Genomic DNA, 20568 nt, shown 5'->3' on the forward strand with positions numbered 1-20568 from the left:
TTCGGGCGCCCTCGGCCCGGGCCCCTTCGTCCCGCCGTGCGCGGGGGTGCGTGCCAGGGAGTGCGTGCGCGGGGGTGCCGTACCCGGGGTTTTCCACAGGCCGGCCGCGCTGTCCGAGGTGCCGGGTAGCGTCGTGGCATGTCCAATCTGGCAGTGGTCGAAGGGGTCCTGGAGCGGATCACGTACGCCAATGAGGAGAACGGCTACACGGTGGCCCGGGTCGACACCGGGCGCGGGAGCGGCGATCTCCTCACGGTGGTCGGCTCGCTCCTCGGCGCGCAGCCGGGCGAGTTGCTGCGCATGGAGGGCCGCTGGGGTTCGCACCCCCAGTACGGCAGGCAGTTCACGGTGGAGAACTACACGACGGTCCTGCCGGCCACCGTCCAGGGCATCCGCCGCTATCTGGGCTCCGGCCTGATCAAGGGCATCGGACCGCGCATCGCCGACCGGATCGTGGAGCACTTCGGCATCGAGACCCTCGACGTCATCGAGCGGGAGCCGAAGCGGCTCATCGAGGTGCCGGGGCTCGGGCCGAAGCGGACGAGGATGATCGGTGCCGCCTGGGAGGAGCAGAAGGCGATCAAGGAGGTGATGGTCTTCCTCCAGGGCGTCGGCGTCTCCACCTCCATCGCGGTGCGGATCTACAAGAAGTACGGGGACGCCTCCATCTCCGTGGTGAAGAACCAGCCCTACCGGCTGGCCGCCGACGTGTGGGGCATCGGGTTCCTCACCGCCGACAGGATCGCGCAGGCGGTGGGCATCCCGCACGACAGCCCGGAGCGGGTGAAGGCCGGACTGCGGTACGCGCTGTCGCAGTCGACCGATCAGGGGCACTGCTTCCTGCCGGAGGAGCAGTTGATCGGCGACGCCGTGAAGCTGCTCCAGGTCGACACGGGCCTGGTCATCGACTGCCTCGCCGAGCTGGTGGCGGACGAGGAGGAGGGCGGCGTCGTCCGGGAGCGGGTGCCGGGCCCCGAGGGCCCGCCGGTGACGGCCGTGTACCTGGTGCCCTTCCACCGCGCCGAGGTCTCCCTGGCCGCCCAGCTCCAGCGGCTGCTGCGCACCGAGGAGGACCGGATGCCGGCCTTCCGGGACGTGGCCTGGGACAAGGCGCTGGCGTGGCTCGCGGACCGTACGGGGGCGGAGCTGGCGCCCGAGCAGGAGGAGGCCGTGCGGCTCGCCCTGACCAGGAAGGTCGCCGTGCTGACGGGCGGCCCCGGCTGCGGCAAGTCGTTCACGGTCCGGTCCATCGTGGAGCTGGCCCGCGCCAAGAAGGCCAAGGTGATCCTCGCGGCGCCCACCGGCCGGGCGGCCAAGCGGCTGGCGGAGCTGACCGGCGCGGAGGCGTCGACGGTGCACCGGTTGCTGGAGCTGAAGCCGGGCGGGGACGCGGCGTACGACCGGGACCGGCCGCTCGACGCCGACCTGGTCGTCGTCGACGAGGCGTCCATGCTGGACCTGCTGCTGGCCAACAAGCTGGTCAAGGCGGTCGCGCCGGGGGCGCACCTGCTGCTGGTGGGAGACGTCGACCAACTGCCGAGCGTGGGGGCGGGGGAGGTGCTGAGCGACCTGCTGGCGGAGGACGGCCCCATCCCGTCGGTGCGGCTCACCAGGATCTTCCGGCAGGCCCAGCAGTCCGGTGTCGTCACCAACGCCCACCGGATCAACTCCGGTCAGCAGCCGATCACTTCGGGGCTGCCGGACTTCTTCCTCTTCGTCACCGAGGACACCGAGGAGGCCGGCCGCCTCACCGTGGACGTCGCCGCCCGCCGGGTTCCGGCGAAGTTCGGCCTCGATCCGCGCCGGGACGTGCAGGTCCTGGCGCCGATGCACCGGGGCCCGGCCGGGGCCGGCACGCTCAACGGCCTGCTCCAGCAGGCGGTCACCCCCGCCCGGCCGGACCTGCCGGAGAAGAGATTCGGCGGCAGGGTCTTCCGCGTCGGCGACAAGGTCACTCAAATTCGCAACAATTATGAGAAGGGGACGAACGGGGTCTTCAACGGCACGGTCGGCGTGGTCACCTCACTCAACGTGGACGAGCAGCGGCTGACGGTGCTGACGGACGAGGACGAGGAGGTGCCGTACGACTTCGACGAGCTGGACGAGCTGGCACACGCGTACGCCGTCACGATCCACCGCTCCCAGGGCAGCGAGTATCCGGCCGTGGTGATCCCGGTCACCACCGGGGCGTGGATGATGCTCCAGCGCAACCTCCTCTACACGGCCGTCACGCGCGCGAAGAAGCTCGTCGTGCTGGTCGGCTCCCGCAAGGCGATCGGGCAGGCGGTCCGTACCGTCTCCGCCGGCCGGCGCTTTACCTCACTGCGACACCGGCTGAAAGGTGAGGTACGGGTGGGAAACATCACCTAAGGATCATCCGGACTTTCGCAACCGGGGCGAAGGGGGCAGGATGAGCAGGTTGACGGCACTGAGTGCCGCCAATTGGCCGAATGGTCGACCCCGAGTGCACTCTGCTGGGCCAAGTGGGGGATGGTAGAGACAGTCAGGGCACCTCGAAGAAGAGGCACTACGTCGGTGAGGGATGACGTGAGCGACAACTCTGTAGTACTGCGGTACGCGGACGGTGAATACACCTACCCGGTGGTCGAGAGCACCGTCGGTGACAAGGGCTTCGACATCGGGAAGCTCCGAGCCCAGACCGGTCTGGTGACCCTGGACAGTGGATACGGCAACACCGCCGCCTACAAATCCGCGATCACCTACCTGGACGGCGAGCAGGGCATCCTGCGGTACCGCGGCTACCCCATCGAGCAGCTCGCCGAGCGCTCCACCTTCCTCGAGGTGGCGTACCTGCTGATCAACGGTGAGCTTCCCAAGGTCGACGAGCTGGCGGCCTTCCGGAACGAGATCACGCAGCACACCCTGCTGCACGAGGACGTCAAGCGGTTCTTCGACGGGTTCCCGCGCGACGCCCACCCGATGGCGATGCTGTCCTCGGTCGTCAGCGCGCTGTCGACGTTCTACCAGGACAGCCACAACCCGTTCGACGAGAAGCAGCGCCACCTGTCCACGATCCGGCTGCTGGCCAAGCTGCCGACGATCGCGGCCTACGCGTACAAGAAGTCGATCGGCCACCCGTTCGTCTACCCGCGCAACGACCTGTCCTACGTCGAGAACTTCCTGCGCATGACCTTCTCGGTCCCGGCGCAGGAGTACGAGCTCGACCCGGTCGTGGTCTCCGCGCTCGACAAGCTGCTGATCCTGCACGCCGACCACGAGCAGAACTGCTCGACCTCGACCGTGCGCCTGGTGGGCTCCTCGCAGGCGAACATGTTCGCCTCCATCTCCGCCGGCATCTCGGCCCTGTGGGGCCCGCTGCACGGTGGCGCCAACCAGTCGGTGCTGGAGATGCTCCAGGGCATCCAGGCCACCGGCGGCGACGTCGACTCCTTCATCCGCAAGGTGAAGAACAAGGAGGACGGCGTCCGGCTGATGGGCTTCGGCCACCGCGTCTACAAGAACTTCGACCCCCGGGCGAAGATCATCAAGGCGGCGGCGCACGACGTCCTCTCGGCGCTCGGCAAGTCCGACGAGCTGCTGGACATCGCGCTGAAGCTGGAGGAGCACGCGCTCGCCGACGAGTACTTCGTCTCGCGCAACCTCTACCCGAACGTCGACTTCTACACCGGTCTGATCTACCGGGCGATGGGCTTCCCGACCGAGATGTTCACGGTGCTCTTCGCGCTGGGCCGGCTGCCGGGCTGGATCGCCCAGTGGCACGAGATGATCAAGGAGCCGGGTTCCCGCATCGGCCGCCCGCGCCAGATCTACACGGGCGAGGTGCTGCGCGACTTCGTCCCGGTCGAGAGCCGCTGACGCAGCGCCCTCACTCAAGCGAGAAGCGCCCCGCCGCCGATCCCCCCACGGGTCGGCGAGCGGGGCGCTTCCCATTTCCCCGGAACGGATTCCCCCCACGGGATCCGGGTCCGGGCGTCTGCCGGTTGCAGCAGAAGCTCGCGTGCGATCTGCCGGGGTACGTACGTACGGGAGGGCCGCTCAAAGCTCCCCGGTGCACGTGCCCCGGCCAACGCTTGCCTGGGACGTCCCCCAAGACATCCCATGAACGTCCCCCAAGACGTTCGTGGCATCGCCCATTTAGACTCGCGAGCCGTCCAAATGGTTACCCCTAAATATCTGTGATCTAGATCTCTTTGTGAAGGTCCTGTGAGTCACGTGAAGGTGAAATCACGTGCAGGTACGGGACCGGGGACGGACAGTCACCACCAAAGGGGGAGGAAAGGCAACGGCCGGCCCGGGCCGCCCGTCGTCACGGTGCGGCCCGGACCGGCCGGGCGCCTGTCGGCGTCGATGGTGGCGCGTGGGTGCTCAGGCGGTGCCGGTGAGCTCGTAGCCGGCCTCGTCGACCGCCGCGCGGACCTCGGCCTCGTCCAGGGCGGCCTCGGAGACGACGGTGACCAGCCCCGTCGCGGCGACCGCCTTGACGGAGGTGACGCCGGCGATCGCGGAGATCTCCTCCGCCACGGCGCCCTCGCAGTGGCCGCAGGTCATGCCCTTGACCTCGTAGACCGTGGTGATGCCGCCGGTCCGGACGTCGGCCGCGCTGTCGTGGCAGGAGCCGGTGGGCGAGCAGCAGGAGCCGGTGGCCTGGGGCAGCTCGGTCCTCGTCTCGGCGGTCATGGTGTTCTCCTCTTCGGTCGGAGTCATGGTGCGGCAGGGGTGCGTGGGGCCCGGAAGGTGCGCCGTGACGCCCTGACGCCCTCACTGTATACCCCTAGGGGGTATGGATGCCAATGACCGGGTCGAGATACCGGAACATCATCCGCTTCAGCTCCGCGATGTAGGCGTCCCGTTCGGCTCCCTCGTGGGCCAGGACGAGGACGAGGCCCGCCTTGAACACGGCGAGCGCCATGGAGGCCGTGCGGCCGCGCTCGTCGGCGGGCATGTCCGGGGCGTAGTGCCCGAACAGCTCCTCGATGCGCGTCAGGAGGGAGGCGTGCAGCGCGTCGTGCTCCTCGGTGATCCGGCCGGGGATGTCCGAGCCGTGCATCAGGGCGAGGAAGGCGGGGTTCGCGCAGTTGAACTCGATCATCGGGTCGAGGATCGCGTCCAGCATCTCGGGCAGCGGCAGGTCGAAGTTGGCCGGTGTGAACGCCTGGCCGTGCGCCTCGCGCATCCGGTGCAGCAGGCGCTCGCCGAGCTCGACGGCGATGGCCTCCTTGTTGGGGAAGTACTGGTAGAGCGTGCCGGGGGAGACGCTCGCCTCGCGGGCGATGGCGTTGGTGCTTGCGGTGGCGTAGCCGGTGCTCGCGAACACCTGGGCGGCGGCCTCCAGCAACTGCGCGATGCGCCGCTCCCCCCGTGCCTGCCGCCGGCGCGGCTTGGCCTCGGTCGGAACTGTGGCGTCCGGCATGTCAATCCCCAGCTTTCTCGGAGTGGTTGACAAACGCGAGAGGTCGCTCGCATTCTTGGAAAACGCGAGCGATCACTCGTGTTTGCCAGTCTATGGCAATGGGACGGTCCGGGACGCGTGCCACGGGGGCACGGGTCCCGGATCACGGTGAAGGGGACACCGCGTCATGTCCGAAGTCAACAGCCCGCCCGCCCGCGGCGGCGCGCCACGGTTCGTCACCGCGCGGCCGCGCCTGGCACTGCTGCTCGGGCTGGTGATCACGGCGCTGGCGGTGTTCGCCGGCAGTGGGGTGGCCGACCGCATGGGGAGCGGCGGGTGGGAGGACCCGGACTCCGCCTCGGCGTACGCGACGAAGGCCCTGGAGCGGGAGTTCCCCGCCTCGCAGCCCAACCTCCTGCTCCTCGTCGACAGCGGGCGCGCCGGGGTGGACGACCCGGCGGTCGCCGCCGAGGCCCGGCGCCTCGCCGCGCGGCTCGCCGCCGAGCCGGGGGTCGTGGGCGTCGGCTCGTACTGGCGGACGGGCTCGCCCGCGCTCCGGGCCGAGGACGGGCGCGAGGCGCTCATCGCGGCGCGGATCGAGGGCGACGAGAAGACCCGGGGCGAGACCCTGGAGCGGATGGCGCCCGCCTTCCGGGGCACGCACGGGCCGGTGGAGGTCACGATCGGCGGGCCCGTCGCCGTACAGCACGAGATGCAGACCATCATCCAGGAGGACCTGCTGCGGGCCGAGCTGATCGCCCTTCCGGTGACGCTCGTGCTCCTCGTGATCGTCTTCGGCAGCGCCGTCGCCGCCCTGCTGCCGCTGGGCATCGGCATCGTCGCCATCCTGGGCACCAACGCCGTGCTGCGCGGGCTCACCGAGTTCACCGACGTATCGGTCTTCGCGATGAACCTGACCACCGCGCTCGGCCTCGGACTGGCCATCGACTACGCCCTGTTCGTGGTGCGGAGGTTCCGCGAGGAGCTGGCCGGCGGCGCCGGCACCGGGGCGGCGGTGGCGACGACGCTGCGGACGGCCGGGCGCACGGTGCTCTTCTCGGCGCTGACGGTGGCCGTGTCCCTCTCCGCCATGCTGGTCTTCCCGCAGTACTTCTTGCGCTCCTTCGCGTACGCCGGCATCGCCGTGGTGCTGCTGGCGGCCGCCGCCGCGCTGATCCTGCTGCCGGCCGCCCTGCTGCTGCTCGGCCCCCGGGGCAACGCGCTCGACCTGCGGCGCCTGTTCACCCGGCGGCCGGGGAAGGCCGGCGGCACGGAGAAGGCCGACGGCGCGAGATGGGCGCGGACGGCGGCGCTGGTGATGCGCCGGGCACCCCTCTTCGCGGTCGGTACGGCCGCCGGGCTGGTGCTGCTGGGGCTGCCGTTCATGGGCGTGAAGTTCGGTACGGCCGACGACCGGCAACTGCCGTCGAGCGCCGAGTCCCGCGTCGTCCAGGAGCACCTACGGGACGGCTTCCCCGGCAGCCCGGGCGGTGGTCTGGAGGTCCTCGCCGAGGGGCGGGCCACCACCGCCCAGTACGCCGAGTACCGCGACCGGATCGCGGGCCTGCCGGGTGTGCTGCGGGTGGACGGGCCGGTGACCTCGGGGACGTACGCGTACTTCTCGGTGCAGCCCGAGGGGGAGGCGGTCGCCCAGGAGACGCAGCGCCTCGTGGGCGAGCTGCGCGCCGAGAAGGCACCGTTCACCACCTCGGTGACCGGGTCGGCGGCCGTGCTGGTCGACTCCAAGGACGCCATAGCCGACCGGCTGCCGTGGGCGGCGGCCACCATCGTGGTGGCCACCCTGCTGCTGGTCTTCCTGCTCACCGGCAGTGTGCTGATACCGGTCCAGGCGGTCGTGCTGAACGCGCTGAGCCTCACGGCGATGTTCGGGGCGATGGTGTGGATCTTCCAGGACGGCCATCTGTCCGGCCTCCTGGGCTTCACCCCCACCGGGGACATGGAGACGACACTGCCGGTGCTGATGTTCTGCGTCGCCTTCGGGCTCTCCATGGACTACGGCGTGTTCCTGCTCTCCCGGATCAAGGAGGAGTACGACACCACCGGTGACCATGAGCACGCCGTCCGGTTCGGGCTTCAGCGCACCGGCGGGCTGATCACCGCGGCGGCCGTGATCCTGGCGGTGGTGATGGTGGCGATCGGCACGTCCCGGGTGACGAACACCAAGATGCTCGGACTCGGCGTCGCGCTGGCCGTGGTGATGGACGCGATGGTGGTGCGCAGCCTGCTCGTCCCCGCCGTGATGCGGCTGACCGGGCGGGCCACCTGGTGGGCCCCGGCGCCGCTGCGCGCCCTGCACGCCAGGTTCGGGCTCAGCGAGGGCGAGGGCGCCCCGGCACCCGCACCGACGGTGACGCCCGCGCCGGCGCGCGAGCCCGAGCCGGCCATCAGGGGGTGACGGACGGGGCGGACTCGGGGTGACCGCGGTGGACGGCCCACTCGCGGGCGAGCACGGACATGTAGAGGGAGTCGACCCACTCGCCCTGGTGCAGCAGGGCCTCCCGCTCCACGCCCTCCCGCACGAAGCCGACCTTCTCGTAGGCCCGTATCGCACGGGGGTTGAAGGCGAAGACACCGAGCGAGATCCGGTTCAGGCCGAGCTGCTCGAAGCCGTACGCGAGGAACAGCCGGATCGCCTCGGTCCCCAGGCCCCGATCGCGGCCCCGGGGCCCGATGAGGGTGCGGAAGTTGCAACTGCGGTTGGGCTCGTCCCACTCGTTGAACACCAGCTCGCCCACCACCTCCCCGGAGGCCCGGTCGACCAGCGCGAGATCGAGCCGGTCCGGTTGCTCCCCCCGGGAGCCGTACCAGGAACGGAGGTAGTCGAGGGAGAGGGGCGGCTCGTCGGCGGGGATGCCGGTGAACGTCAGCACGTCGGGATCCTGGAGGATCTCCGCGAACACGGCGGCATCGTCCTCGGTGACCGGACGCAGCACCACGTTGTCGCCGGTGAGGGTCGGCTTGACGGAGAAGTCGCTCATCGGGCGATCCTCCGTGCCCGTCCCCTCGCCGGGCAAGGCATTTACGCGGCCGGCCCCGTACCTGACGGTGTACGGGGCCGGAGGCCGGGCCACAGCGCGGACCTCAGTCCGCCCGGCCCCGGTTGCCGGGACGGTTGGCCACCCAGACGCGGATGGTGTCCGGGTACCAGTAGGGCTTACCGCCCTCCACATGGTCGGGCTGCGGGAGCAGGCCGTGCTTGCGGTACGACCGGACCGTGTCCGGCTGCACCCGGATGTGCGCGGCGATCTCCTTGTAGGACCAGAGCCTTCTGTCCGTCATCTTTGGCACCTCCCTGCGCCCGCCACGGCGGCGGCCCTGGAGGGCCGTCGGGGGAGCCGCGGCGTGGGCGCTGGCGATCACTGAGCCTGTGCCCGTTGAACGACAGGGAGCGGGGGCGGAAAGGGGCTGTTGACCGGCTGTGACGGAAGGTCCGCGTAATGGAGATATGCGTGACACGGCAGGGATCACTGTGACAAAGGAGGCCCGCGCGAAGCGCTAGGCGCCCTTGCGCCCGTCGGTCATCTCGCGCAGGAGGTCGAGGTGGCCGTTGTGGCGCGCCGTCTCCTCGATGAGGTGCAGCAGGATCCAGCGGAGGTTCACGGCGCTGCCGTCGCTCCGCTCCCGCCGGGCCGTGGTGTCCAGATCGTGTTCGGCGACCAGGCGGTCGTAACGCGCGGACTGCTCGGCGTACTCGTCGAGCATCCGGGACAGCGGGAGGTCGACGGCGATGCGCATCTCGCGGTCGGGGTCCTCATCGGTCCACGGGCCCTCGTCCTCCTCGCCGAGGAAGACGACCTGGAACCAGTAGTACTCCACCCAGCGCAGATGGTTGATGAGGCCGCTCAGGGTCATCAACGGCGAGCCGGGGAGCAGCGCCTTGCGGGCCGCCTCGTCGGACAGATCCTCGCACTTCGCGCGCGCGGTGGCGCGAACGTAGCCGAGGAAGGTGGTCAGTTGGGTGCGCTCATCCCAGGCGGGCGGCGTATCGGTGCGTGTCATCGACAGGAGCATCTCCCGGAGCGCTCCGGCATGTCGAGGGGTTTCCGGTCCACCGGTCCACCGGGCCGGGGGCGGGGCCGGGGGCCGGGGCCCGGGGCGGGGCGCCGGCCCCTCGTCACGTCCGGCCGCCGGTGCGGCCGCCCAAGTCCCGTCATATGCCTGCCTCTACGCTTGTGGCACCGGTTGACGGATGGCGAACAGCGAGGAACGGAGCATGCGGTGACGACGGGGGAAGCGAATGGCGGAGAGCTGATAGGCAAGGTTCTCGGCGGCCGTTACCGGGTGACTTCCGTGATCGGGCGCGGCGGCATGGGCGTGGTCGCCCGGGCGGTGGACGAACTGCTGAACCGGGAGGTCGCCGTCAAGGTCCTGCGGGCCTTCACCGACGCCTCCACGGCCGAACTGGCCGATCTGCGGACCCGGATGCAGCGGGAGGCGCAGGCCGCCGCCCGCATACGGCACAGCGGTGTGGTCACCGTGCACGACGTGACCGAGGAGCAGGGCCTGCCGGTCATCGTCATGGAGCTCGTCGAAGGGTGCTCGCTCGACGACCTGCTGACGCAGCGCGGCACTCTGGAGCCGCACGAAGCCGCGGCGATCGGCGCCAAGCTGATGGACGCGCTCGCCGCCGCGCACCGGGCCGGCGTACTGCACCGGGACGTCAAGCCCGCGAACGTGCTGCTGGAGCACGGCGAGCGAAGCGAGATGGGGGTCCCCCCGGCCGGAGGCTGGGGGAGGGTCGTTCTCACCGATTTCGGCATCGCCACCATGGAAGCGTCCGGTGATGACGCCATGGCCAAGCTGACCCGCAGCGGTGACATCGTCGGCTCGCTCGACTACCTGCCGCCGGAGCGCGCGCAGGGCCGGGAGCCCGGTCCCGCGTCGGACATCTGGTCGCTCGGCATGACGCTGTACGCGGCCGTGGAGGGCACTTCGCCGTTCCGCCGCACGTCCGCCTGGTCCACCCTGTCGGCGATCGTCACCGAACCGCTGCCGGAGCCCCGCCGGGCGGGAACGCTCACGCCGGTGCTCCAGGCGCTGATGGCGAAGGAACCGGAGGACCGGCCCACCGCGGACCAGGCGCGCGGCATGCTGGAGCACATCGCCACGGGCGGGACGGTGACCCTCGCGTCCCCCGCCCCCGCACCGGCCCCCGCTCCCGCTCCCGCACCGGACCCGGGGGCCGCGCCCGCCGCCGCACCGGCACCCGGGTTCGGCCCTCCGCTGTTCCCCCAGCCCGCCCCGCAGGCCCAGCCGCCGTACGCGGGCCACCCGCAGCCCCACCTGCCGTCGACGCCTCCGCAGCCCGGCGCGCCGGTCGCGGGCGCGGCCGGAGTCCCCGCCGGAGTCCCCGCCCCGGGAGTCCCCGCCCCCGAGACGAGCCGCTCCACCGCCCGTCGCGCGCGCAAGCGCAGCCGGCCCACCCTCACCGCAGCGGCGGCCGCCGTGCTGCTCCTCGCCGTGGGCGGTGGCATCACCTACGCCCTGACAGCCCCACAGGGCGGCAAGACCTTGGACGTCACGCACCCGTCCCCGCCCGGCGCCGGCTCCCCGACGGGCAGCGGCCTGCCGACCGGGAGCGCCACCCCGACGTCCTCCGGCTCTCCCAGCGCGTCCTCGCAGCCTCCGTCCCCCTCGGAGGAGACGGACGGTCCCAAGGGCGAGGACGGGGACGAGGACACGGACCAGGAAAAGGAGACGGGCCCCACGACGGCGCCCGGCGGCGGAGGCGACAAGCCGGCCGAGAGCCCGTCGGCTCCTCCGGAGACCACGCCCAGTCCGACGGTGAAGGAGCCCACCCCGGTGTCGACGGCGTGCACCGGCTGGGCCCACGAGAACCGCAGCAACGGCTACGGCTATCTGGCCGAGAACTCCCACCTCTACACCGGGCCGTACGCGGACTGCCAGTACGTGACCGTGGTCAAGACCGGCGTGAAGCTCTACTACCACTGCTACGTCACCAACGCCTACGGCAATAAGTGGATCTACGCCCGTATCGAGGGGACGAACACCGAAGGCTGGGCCCACAGCCCTAAACTCGGCAGGGAGAGCGGCACACTGGCCCGCTGCTAGTGCCGCCGGTCACGACCGGGCGCGGCCCTCACGCCCCGCACGAGCGGAGGAAGCGGCGGGTGCGTTCGGCGATGGGGAGGGGTTTGTCCGGGGGACAGGGGTACATGTCCTGCTCGACGATGGCGAAGAGGTCGACGTCCAGGGCCTGGGCGGCGGCCAGGACCGGTTCGAGGGCGGGGATGCCGGTGGGGGGCTCGCACATGACGCCGCGGGCGACGGCCGGGCCGAACGGGGTGCCCTCCGCGACGACTTGGGCGAGGATCTCGGGGTCGACCTGCTTCAGGTGCAGGTAGCCGATGCGTTCGCCGTAGGTCTCGATGAGTTTGACGCTGTCGCCGCCGCAGTAGGCGTAGTGGCCGGTGTCCAGGCACAGGGCGACGAGGTCCGGGTCGGTGGCGTCCAGGAAGCGGGCGACGTTGTCCTCGCTGTCGATGTGGGTGTCGGCGTGCGGGTGGACGACGATGCGGAGGCCGAAGCGGTCCTGGACCTCCAGGCCGAGGCGTTCGGTCAGGCGGGTCAGGTCGCGCCATTGAGCGGCCGTCAGCTCGCGGTCCTCGAGGACCTCGCCGGTCTTGTCGTCGCGCCAGAAGGACGGGATGACGACGAGGTGGTCGGCGCCCATGGCGCGGGCGAGCGTGGCGTTGTCCGCGACGTGGGCCCAGGTCTTCTCCCAGACGGCCTCGCCGTGGTGGAGGCCGGTGAAGACCGTGCCCGCCGAGACCTTCAGCCCGCGGCGGGCGGTCTCCTCGGTGAGCCGGGCGGGGTCGGTGGGGAGGTAGCCGTACGGCCCGAGTTCGATCCACTCGTACCCGGCCCGGGCGACCTCGTCGAGGAAGCGCTGCCAGGGGACTTGCTGCGGATCGTCGGGGAACCACACACCCCATGAGTCGGGGGCGGAACCGATCCGGATACGGGACAGCGGCGTTGGTGACAGCGGCGTCATGAGGGTCAGCTTGGTCGGGGCCGGAGTGGGGCGTCAAGAGTTAGTCCGAATGTAAGGACAAAATGTTGACAGGCCCTCCAGGGGCGGCTAGACCTGACCACGGTGCCGACGCGAAGGGGACATGGATGGCGACCGATCCGTACGACCTCATCACCATGGGGCGCATCGGGGTGGACCTCTACCCCCTCCAGACCGGTGTGCCACTGGCGCGGGTCGAGACGTTCGGCAAGTTCCTCGGCGGCTCGGCCTCCAACGTGGCGGTCGCCGCCGCCCGGCTCGGCCGGCGGACCGCGCTGATCACCCGCACGGGTGCGGACCCGTTCGGCGAGTACCTCCACCAGGAGCTGCGCGCCTTCGGTGTGGACGACCGGTGGGTGACGCCCGTCGAGGCGTACCCGACCCCGCTCACGTTCTGCGAGATCTTCCCGCCCGACGACTTCCCGCTCTACTTCTACCGGCAGCCCAAGGCCCCGGACCTTCAGATCCACGAGCACGAGCTGGACCTGGCCGCCATCGCCGCCGCCCGGGTGTTCTGGATGACGGGTACCGGGCTGTGCGCGGAACCGAGCCGGACGGCCACCCTCGCGGCCCTCGCCGCCCGGCCGGCCCCCACCGCCCACGACGGGCGGCTCACCGTCTTCGACCTCGACTGGCGCCCCATGTTCTGGGCCGACGCCGACGAGGCCAGGCCCCACTACCGCGCGGCCCTCCGGCACGCCACCGTCGCCGTCGGCAACCTCGACGAGTGCGAGATCGCCACCGGTGAGCGCGAGCCGTACGCCGCCGCCCGCGCCCTCCTCGACGCGGGCGTCCGCCTCGCCGTCGTCAAGCGGGGCCCCAAGGGCGTCCTCGCCATGACGGCCGACGGCGACACCGCCGACGTACCGCCCGTCCCGGTCGAGGTCGTCAACGGCCTGGGCGCCGGCGACGCGTTCGGCGGCGCCCTGTGCCACGGGCTGCTCGCCGGCTGGGACCTGGAGCGGACCGTCCGGTACGCCAACGCCGCCGGCGCCATCGTCGCCTCCCGCCTCGCCTGCTCCTCCGCGATGCCCTTCCCCGACGAGGTGGAGCAGGCCCTCCAGAGCGGCGGCACACCATGACCGTCGACCTCGCGCACCTCGTCGCGGTCCGCACCCGGCACCCCGAGGCCGTCGCCGAGGCCGCCGCCCGCCGCAGGCGCCGGGCGCTCCTCGGCGACTCCGGCAGGCTGATGATCGTCGCCGCCGACCACCCCGCTCGGGGCGCCCTCGCCGTCGGGGACCGGCCGCTCGCCATGGCCAACCGCCTGGACCTGCTGGAGCGGCTCTGCCTGGCGCTCTCCCGCCCCGGCGTCGACGGCGTCCTCGCCACCGCCGACATCCTCGACGACCTGCTCCTCCTCGGCGCCCTGGAGGACAAGGTGGTGATGGGCTCCATGAACCGCGGGGGCCTCGCGGGCGCCGCGTTCGAGCTGGACGACCGGTTCACCGGCCACCGCCCCGAGGACCTGGCCCGCCTCGGCTTCGACGCCGGCAAGCTCCTGCTGCGCATCGACCACACCGACCCCGGCTCCCTCACCACCCTCGCCTCCGCAGCCCGCGTCATCGACGCCATGGCCGAGCGGCGGCTCCCCGTCTTCGTCGAGCCGTTCCTCTCCCGCCGCGACCCGGTGGACGGCCGCGTCCGCAACGACCTGAGCCCCGACGCGGTGACCACCTCGCTCGCCATCGCCTCCGGGCTCGCCGGGACGTCCGCGTACACCTGGCTGAAGGTGCCCGTCACCGACGACCCCGACGACATGGCGCGGGTCATGGAGACCACGACCCTGCCCGCCGTCCTGCTCGGCGGCGACGTGGGGCCCGACCAGGACGCGGCGTACGAGAAGTGGCGCAAAGCGCTGCGGCTGCCGACCGTCCAGGGCCTGGTGGTGGGCCGGTCGCTGCTCTATCCGGCGGACGGCGACGTCGCCGCCGCCGTCGACACGGCCGTCGGCCTGCTTCATGAACTCTGATGACCGGTCCGAAGGGGTACGGAGAGGGGTACGGAGAGAGCATGACCGAGCAGAAGCTGTACGTACCGAGGGGCGAGACCGCCCAGGGGCCCTACGCGCTCCACATCGACCCGAAGGCGGCCGGCTGGGGCTATTGCGCCCTCCGTGTCCTCGTCCTCGGCCCCGGCGAGTCCCACCTCTTCGCCACCGGAGACAGCGAATGGGTGGTGCTTCCCCTCACCGGCGGCTGTACGGTGCAGGTCGACGGCGAGATCATCGAACTGCTCGGCCGGGAAAGCGTGTTCAGCGGCGTCACCGACTTCGCGTACCTACCGCGTGACGCCCACGCCCAGATCGCCTCCGGCGCGGGAGGCCGCTTCGCCCTGGCAGGAGCGAAGTGCGAGCGACGACTCCCCGCTCGCTACGGCCCCGCGCCGGAGGTACCGGTCGAGGCGCGCGGCAGCGGCGTCTGCGCCCGCGAGGTGCACAACTTCGCCGCCGCCGACACCTTCGACTGCGACCGGCTCATCGCCGTCGAGGTCCTCACACCCGGCGGCAACTGGTCCTCCTACCCGCCCCACAAACACGACGAGCACCTGCCCGGCGAGGAAGCGGAGCTGGAGGAGATCTACTACTTCGAGATCGAGGGCGACGGGGTCGGCTACCAGCGCGTGTCGCCCTCCCGACCCGGCGGCGCCGACGTCCTCGCCGAGGTCCGCGGCGGCGACGCCGTCCTCGTACCGGACGGCTGGCACGGCCCGTCCATCGCCGCCCCCGGCCACACCATGTACTACCTCAACGTCATGGCCGGGCCGGGTGACGAACGGGAGTGGAAGATCCGCTTCCACCCCGACCACCGCACGGAGGGATACCGATGAGCAGCCCGAAGACCGGCACCCGGCGGCTCACCACCGCCCAGGCGCTCGTCGCCTTCCTGGCCCGCCAGTACACCGAACGCGACGGGCGGCGCCACCGGCTCATCAACGCCACCTGGGGCATCTTCGGCCACGGCAACGTCGCCGGCATCGGCCAGGCCCTCGTCGAGTACGGGGACACTGCGCCTTCCGGGGGGATGCCCCCCGGGCCCCCCATGCCCTACCTCCAGGGCCGCAACGAGCAGGCCATGGTGCACGCCGCCGTCGGCTACGCCCGCCAGTCCAACCGCCTGTCCGCCCACGCCGTCACCACCTCCATCGGCCCGGGCGCCACCAACCTCGTCACCGGCGCCGCGCTCGCCACCATCAACCACCTCCCGGTGCTGCTCCTGCCCGGCGACACCTTCGCGACCCGGCCCGCCGACCCGGTCCTCCAGCAGCTCGAAGTGCCCCACGCCGGTGACGTGTCCGTCAACGACACCCTCCGACCCGTGTCGCGGTACTTCGACCGGGTCACCCGCCCCGAAGCCCTGATCCCGGCGGCGATGCACGCCATGCGCGTGCTCGCCGACCCCGCCACCACCGGCGCGGTCACGCTCGCGCTGCCGCAGGACGTGCAGGCGGAAGGCTTCGACTGGCCGGAGGAGTTCTTCGCCGAACGCGTCTGGCAGGTGCGCCGCCCGCAGCCCGACCCGGCCGAACTCGACGCGGCCGTCCGGGCGATCACGGTGGCCGAGCGGCCCCTGATCGTGGCCGGCGGCGGCGTCCACCACAGCCGCGCCGAACCCGCCCTGGCCGCCCTCGCCGGCGCGACCGGCATCCCCGTCGCCTGCACCCAGGCCGGCAAGGGGGCCCTGCCGCACGGCCACCCCGCCGACGTCGGCGCCATCGGCCACACCGGTACCTCCACCGCCAACAGCCTCGCCCGCACTGCCGACCTGGTGATCGGCGTCGGCACCCGCTACACCGACTTCACCACCGCGTCCGCCACGCTCTTCGCCCACCCCGGCGTCCGGTTCGTCAACCTCAACGTCACCGGCTTCGACGCTCACAAGATGGCCGCCCTGCCGCTGGTCGCCGACGCCCGCGAGGCCCTGGACCACCTCGCGCGAGCCCTCCAGGGGTACACCGTCCCCGCCCGGTACCAGATCGAGTACCACGAGGAGCGCACCCGCTGGGAGGCGCGCGTCACCTCCGCGTACACCCCCGAGAGCGACGACGCGCGCCCCACCCAGCCGCAGGTCCTGGGCGCACTCGACACCCTGGTCGACGGCGACGACATCCTGATCAACGCCGCCGGCTCGCTCCCCGGCGACCTGCACAAGCTCTGGCGGGCCCGCTCCCACGACCAGTACCACGTCGAGTACGGGTACTCCTGCATGGGCTACGAGATCCCCGCCGCCATCGGCGTCGCCCTCGCCGCCCCCGGCCGCCCCGTCTGGGCCCTCGTCGGCGACGGTACGTACCTGATGAACCCCACCGAAATCGTCACCGCCGTCCAGGAGAACGTGCCCATCAAGGTCGTCATCCTCCAGAACCACGGGTACGCCTCGATCGGCGGCCTCTCCGAGTCCGTGGGCGCCGAGCGGTACGGCACCGCCTACCGCTACCGGGCCCCCGACGGCACGTACACCGGCGACCCGCTCCCGGTGGACCTCGCCGCCAACGCCGCCTCCCTCGGTATGCGCGTCCTGCGCGCCCACACCGTCCGTGACCTGCGAGAAGCCCTCGCCGAAGCCCGCGCGGCGACCGTCCCCACATGTGTCTACGTCGAGACCGAAACGGCAGACACAGTGTCGGGCGCGCCCGCTGCCGAGGCATGGTGGGATGTGCCCGTGGCCGAGACCGCGACCCGTACGCCGGCGGTCAAGGCCCGGGAGGAGTACGACCGGCAAGTCGCAGCCCGACGCCGCCATCTGTGAAGCATCTGAAGGAGCTTTTCGTCATGACGAAGATCGTCAACCACTGGATCGGTGGCAAGACCGTCGAAGGCACGTCGGGCAACTGGGGACCGGTCACCGACCCGGCGACCGGCGCCGTCACCACGAAGGTCGCCCTCGCGTCCGCCGAGGAGGTCGACGCGGCCGTCGCCGCCGCCAGGGCCGCGTACGAGACGTGGGGGACGTCGTCGCTGGCCCAGCGCACCACCGTGCTGTTCAAGTACCGCGCGCTGCTCGACGCCCACCGCGACGAGATCGCCGCCCTGATCACCGCCGAGCACGGCAAGGTCCACGCCGACGCCCTCGGCGAGGTCGCGCGCGGCCTGGAGATCGTCGAGCTCGCGTGCGGGATCACCGTCCAGCTCAAGGGCGAGCTGTCCACCCAGGTCTCCAACCGGGTCGACGTCGCCGCCATCCGCCAGCCGCTCGGCGTGGTCGCCGGAATCACGCCGTTCAACTTCCCGGCGATGGTGCCGATGTGGATGTTCCCGCTGGCCATTGCCTGCGGCAACACCTTCGTGCTGAAGCCCAGCGAGAAGGACCCGTCCGCCGCCAACCTGCTCGCCGAGCTGGCCTCCCAGGCGGGCCTGCCCGACGGCGTCCTCAACGTCGTCCACGGCGACAAGGTGGCCGTGGACGCCCTGCTGGAGCACCCGGACGTCGCCGCCGTCTCCTTCGTCGGCTCGACCCCGATCGCGAAGTACATCCACACCACCGCCTCGGCGAACGGCAAGCGCGTCCAGGCCCTCGGCGGCGCCAAGAACCACATGCTGGTCCTGCCCGACGCCGACCTCGACGCGGCCGCCGACGCGGCGGTCTCGGCGGCGTACGGCTCGGCGGGCGAGCGCTGCATGGCGATCTCGGCGGTCGTCGCGGTCGGCGCGATCGGCGACGAGCTGGTGGAGAAGATCCGCGAGCGCGCCGAGAAGATCAAGATCGGCCCCGGCGACGACCCCACCTCCGAGATGGGCCCGCTGATCACCGCCGCCCACCGCGACAAGGTCGCCTCCTACGTCACCGGCGCCGCCGCCCAGGGCGCGGAGGTCGTCCTCGACGGCACGGGCTACACCGTCGACGGGTACGAGAACGGCCACTGGATCGGCCTGTCCCTGCTCGACAAGGTGTCCACCGACTCCGACGCCTACCGTGACGAGATCTTCGGCCCGGTGCTGTGCGTGCTGCGCGCCGGCACCTACGAGGAGGGCGTCCGCCTCATCAACGACTCGCCGTTCGGCAACGGCACCGCCATCTTCACCCGCGACGGCGGCGCCGCCCGCCGCTTCCAGCTCGAAATCCAGGCGGGCATGGTCGGCGTGAACGTCCCGATCCCGGTGCCCGTCGGCTACCACTCCTTCGGTGGCTGGAAGGACTCCCTCTTCGGCGACCACCACATCTACGGCAACGACGGCGTCCACTTCTACACGCGCGGCAAGGTCGTCACCACCCGCTGGCCCGACCCGTCCGAAGCCCCGGCGGGCGTCGACCTGGGCTTCCCGCGCAACCACTGAGACCTTCCCGGCACGGAGAAAACGGCTGGCCCCCACGGGGGCCGGCCGTTGATCCTTGCCGGGATGAACGAGAACGAACCGAAGTACCGCATCCGTGCCCTCCACACCGAGGACACGGTCACCGTCTACCAGGCGTACCGGCCGGCCATCGGCGGTCCCGCCGCCCGCGACGGCCGCTTTCCGGCCATCTGGAAGCGGGACCGGATGACATGGATCAAGCCGAGCTTCCTGTGGATGATGTACCGCTGCGGCTGGGCGACCAAGGAAGGCCAGGAGACGGTCCTCGCCGTCGAGATCACCCGTGACGGCTTCGAGTGGGCGCTGCGCCACGCCTGCCTGTCGCACTACAAGGGCGGGCTCCACCCCGACCAGGCCACGTGGAAGCGGCAGTTGCGCCGGTCGCCGGCCCGCGTCCAGTGGGACCCCGAGCGGCACCTGCGCCTGGCGCCGCTGCCGTACCGCTCGCTCCAGCTCGGGCTCGCGGGCGAGGCGTCCGCGCGGTACGCCGACGAGTGGACCGTGTCCATACGGGACGTGACGCCGCTCGCCCACGAGATGCACGCCCTGGTGCGCGAAGGGGACCTGGCGGGGGCGCAGCGACTGATGCCCGAGGAGCGTCCGTACCCGGCGGGTGCGGAGCTCCTCGGGCACCTCGTGCCGTGAAGGCCTAGAACAGCGAGTACAGCAGCTTGTTCGGGGAGCCCGTGAGCGCGTTCTGGACCTTGCCGCTCGTGGCGTTGTTCACCAGGGCGTCCCGCACCTGCGCCGGGGAGGCGGTCGGGTGCTTCGAGAGGTACAGGGCCGCCACGCCCGCGGTGTGGGGCGCCGCCATCGACGTACCGGAGATGGTGTTCGTCGCCGTGTCGCTGGTGCGCCAGGCCGAGGTGACCTTCACGCCCGGGGCGAAGAGGTCCACGCAGGTGCCGTAGTTGGAGAAGGAGGCCCGGCGGTCCGCGTTGTCCGTCGCGCCGACCGTGATCGCCTCCGGGACGCGGGCGGGGGAGGTGTTGCAGGCGTTCTCCGGCAGGCCCAGGATGTTGCCGTTGCCCGCCGCGATGGCGTACGAGACGCCCGACGCGATCGACCGCTTGACGGCGTTGTCCAGCGACGTGTTGGCGCCGCCGCCCAGGCTCATGTTGGCGACCGCCGGCTTCACGGCGTTCGCCGTCACCCAGTCCACGCCCGCGATGACGCCGGCCGTCGTGCCCGAGCCGTTGCAGTCCAGGACGCGGACGGCGATCAGCTTGGCGGCCTTCGCCACGCCGTACGTCCTGCCACCGACCGTGCCGGCGACGTGCGTGCCGTGGCCCTGGCAGTCCTGCCCGTTCTGGCCGCCGCCGACGGTGTCCGTGCCGACCACCGCCCGGCCGCCGAACTCGCTGTGCGAGGTCCGGATGCCGGTGTCGATGATGTACGCGTTCACGTTCGACGCGGGGGTGTTGTACGTGTACGTGGTCGACAGCGGCAGGTCGCGCTGGTCGACGCGGTCCAGGCCCCAGGTGGCGTTCGGCTGGGTGGCGTTGAGGCGGACCGTCTGGTTCTGCTCGACATAGGCGACCCTCGGGTCGGCGGCGAGAGCGGCGGCCTTCGCCTTCGACATGGTCGTGGAGAACCCGTCGAGTGCGCTGCGGTAGGTGTGCCGCGGCGTGACGCCGAGGTCGGCGGCGCGCGTCGAGCCGTCCTTGAGGACGACGATCCAGCTATTCGAAACGGCGGTTTCCGTGGGGGCGAGACGGAGGTCGCCGACCTGCGCGGAGTGCGCGGTGGGGGTGACGGCGAGCTGCAGACCGGCCGCGAGGGCGACGACGGGTATCAGCGCGCCGATGCGGCGGTGGGGCCTGCGGGATGGGGCTCTCATCTCGGGGGCAC

At 71.5% G+C, this 20568-nt stretch carries 17 protein-coding genes; 10 read left to right on the forward strand and 7 right to left on the reverse strand.

The genetic code is table 11. The features are described 5' to 3' along the window. The first annotated feature begins 138 nt into the window (after window positions 1–138). Both recD2 and ACZ46W_RS27840 read left to right on the forward strand, forming a co-directional pair. A complete protein-coding gene (gene recD2 / locus ACZ46W_RS27835; protein ID WP_468342945.1) occupies window positions 139–2370 on the forward strand; it encodes an SF1B family DNA helicase RecD2 in 2232 nt (743 codons plus the stop codon). A 177-nt stretch (window positions 2371–2547) separates the two neighbouring features. Next, on the forward strand, window positions 2548–3837 hold the full coding sequence (locus ACZ46W_RS27840; RefSeq protein WP_366131425.1) for a citrate synthase: 1290 nt from the start codon (window positions 2548–2550) through the stop codon (window positions 3835–3837). Window positions 3838–4347: 510 nt separating this feature from the next. Here the strand turns inward: ACZ46W_RS27840 and ACZ46W_RS27845 are convergent. Together ACZ46W_RS27845 and ACZ46W_RS27850 are read right to left on the reverse strand one after the other, a co-directional pair. Continuing rightward, window positions 4348–4659: a heavy-metal-associated domain-containing protein gene (locus tag ACZ46W_RS27845; protein ID WP_468342947.1), complete on the reverse strand. Its 312-nt coding sequence runs from the start codon at window positions 4657–4659 to the stop codon at window positions 4348–4350. A 94-nt stretch (window positions 4660–4753) separates the two neighbouring features. Continuing rightward, entirely contained in the window at window positions 4754–5392 is a 639-nt protein-coding gene (locus ACZ46W_RS27850) for a TetR/AcrR family transcriptional regulator (RefSeq protein WP_468342950.1), read from the reverse strand. Between the two features lie 166 nt (window positions 5393–5558). On the opposite strand from ACZ46W_RS27850, the gene ACZ46W_RS27855 reads away from it, so the two are divergent. Further along, window positions 5559–7787 (forward strand): MMPL family transporter, encoded by a 2229-nt coding sequence (locus ACZ46W_RS27855; RefSeq protein WP_468342953.1) that lies wholly within the window; start codon window positions 5559–5561, stop codon window positions 7785–7787. Here the strand turns inward: ACZ46W_RS27855 and ACZ46W_RS27860 are convergent. The 3 genes from ACZ46W_RS27860 to ACZ46W_RS27870 all read right to left on the reverse strand — a co-directional run bounded on the left by ACZ46W_RS27860 (window position 7777) and on the right by ACZ46W_RS27870 (window position 9391). Then, entirely contained in the window at window positions 7777–8370 is a 594-nt protein-coding gene (locus tag ACZ46W_RS27860) for a GNAT family N-acetyltransferase (protein ID WP_468342956.1), read from the reverse strand. The genes ACZ46W_RS27855 and ACZ46W_RS27860 overlap by 11 nt on opposite strands. A gap of 103 nt (window positions 8371–8473) precedes the next feature. Then, window positions 8474–8671 carry a helix-turn-helix transcriptional regulator gene (locus tag ACZ46W_RS27865; RefSeq protein ID WP_351808456.1) on the reverse strand — a complete coding sequence of 66 codons (198 nt, stop codon included), beginning with the start codon at window positions 8669–8671 and terminating at the stop codon, window positions 8474–8476. 216 nt (window positions 8672–8887) lie between these two features. Next, window positions 8888–9391 carry a DinB family protein gene (locus ACZ46W_RS27870; protein WP_468342959.1) on the reverse strand — a complete coding sequence of 168 codons (504 nt, stop codon included), beginning with the start codon at window positions 9389–9391 and terminating at the stop codon, window positions 8888–8890. A gap of 219 nt (window positions 9392–9610) precedes the next feature. Between ACZ46W_RS27870 and ACZ46W_RS27875 the strand changes: the two genes are divergently transcribed. Then, entirely contained in the window at window positions 9611–11464 is a 1854-nt protein-coding gene (locus tag ACZ46W_RS27875) for a serine/threonine-protein kinase (protein ID WP_468342962.1), read from the forward strand. Window positions 11465–11492: 28 nt separating this feature from the next. Here the strand turns inward: ACZ46W_RS27875 and ACZ46W_RS27880 are convergent, their stop codons facing one another. Further along, entirely contained in the window at window positions 11493–12407 is a 915-nt protein-coding gene (locus ACZ46W_RS27880) for a sugar phosphate isomerase/epimerase family protein (protein ID WP_468342965.1), read from the reverse strand. A 125-nt stretch (window positions 12408–12532) separates the two neighbouring features. Here ACZ46W_RS27880 and iolC point away from each other — a divergent pair, with 125 nt between their 5' ends. From iolC to ACZ46W_RS27910, 6 genes are all read left to right on the forward strand, one after another. Beyond that, complete coding sequence (gene iolC / locus ACZ46W_RS27885; protein ID WP_468342968.1) at window positions 12533–13507, forward strand: 5-dehydro-2-deoxygluconokinase; 975 nt, start codon at window positions 12533–12535, stop codon at window positions 13505–13507. Beyond that, window positions 13504–14397, forward strand: coding sequence for a Cgl0159 family (beta/alpha)8-fold protein (locus ACZ46W_RS27890; protein ID WP_468342971.1), 894 nt, complete (start codon window positions 13504–13506; stop codon window positions 14395–14397). Before iolC ends, ACZ46W_RS27890 begins: the two co-directional genes overlap by 4 nt. Window positions 14398–14438: 41 nt before the next feature. Then, entirely contained in the window at window positions 14439–15254 is an 816-nt protein-coding gene (iolB, locus tag ACZ46W_RS27895; RefSeq protein WP_468342974.1) for a 5-deoxy-glucuronate isomerase, read from the forward strand. Beyond that, a complete protein-coding gene (gene iolD, locus ACZ46W_RS27900; RefSeq protein WP_468342977.1) occupies window positions 15251–17173 on the forward strand; it encodes a 3D-(3,5/4)-trihydroxycyclohexane-1,2-dione acylhydrolase (decyclizing) in 1923 nt (640 codons plus the stop codon). The genes iolB and iolD overlap by 4 nt, the downstream gene beginning before the upstream one ends. A 23-nt stretch (window positions 17174–17196) precedes the next feature. Beyond that, on the forward strand, window positions 17197–18699 hold the full coding sequence (mmsA, locus tag ACZ46W_RS27905; protein WP_468342980.1) for a CoA-acylating methylmalonate-semialdehyde dehydrogenase: 1503 nt from the start codon (window positions 17197–17199) through the stop codon (window positions 18697–18699). Between the two features lie 63 nt (window positions 18700–18762). Beyond that, window positions 18763–19362, forward strand: a complete 600-nt coding sequence (locus ACZ46W_RS27910) for a DUF4291 domain-containing protein (protein WP_468342983.1) — start codon at window positions 18763–18765, stop codon at window positions 19360–19362. Window positions 19363–19366: 4 nt separating this feature from the next. Here ACZ46W_RS27910 and ACZ46W_RS27915 read toward each other — a convergent pair whose 3' ends face one another. Next, window positions 19367–20557 (reverse strand): S8 family peptidase, encoded by a 1191-nt coding sequence (locus ACZ46W_RS27915; RefSeq protein WP_468342986.1) that lies wholly within the window; start codon window positions 20555–20557, stop codon window positions 19367–19369. Between the last annotated feature and the right edge of the window lie 11 nt (window positions 20558–20568).

It is taken from the genome of Streptomyces sp. NPDC031064, from assembly GCF_055570965.1.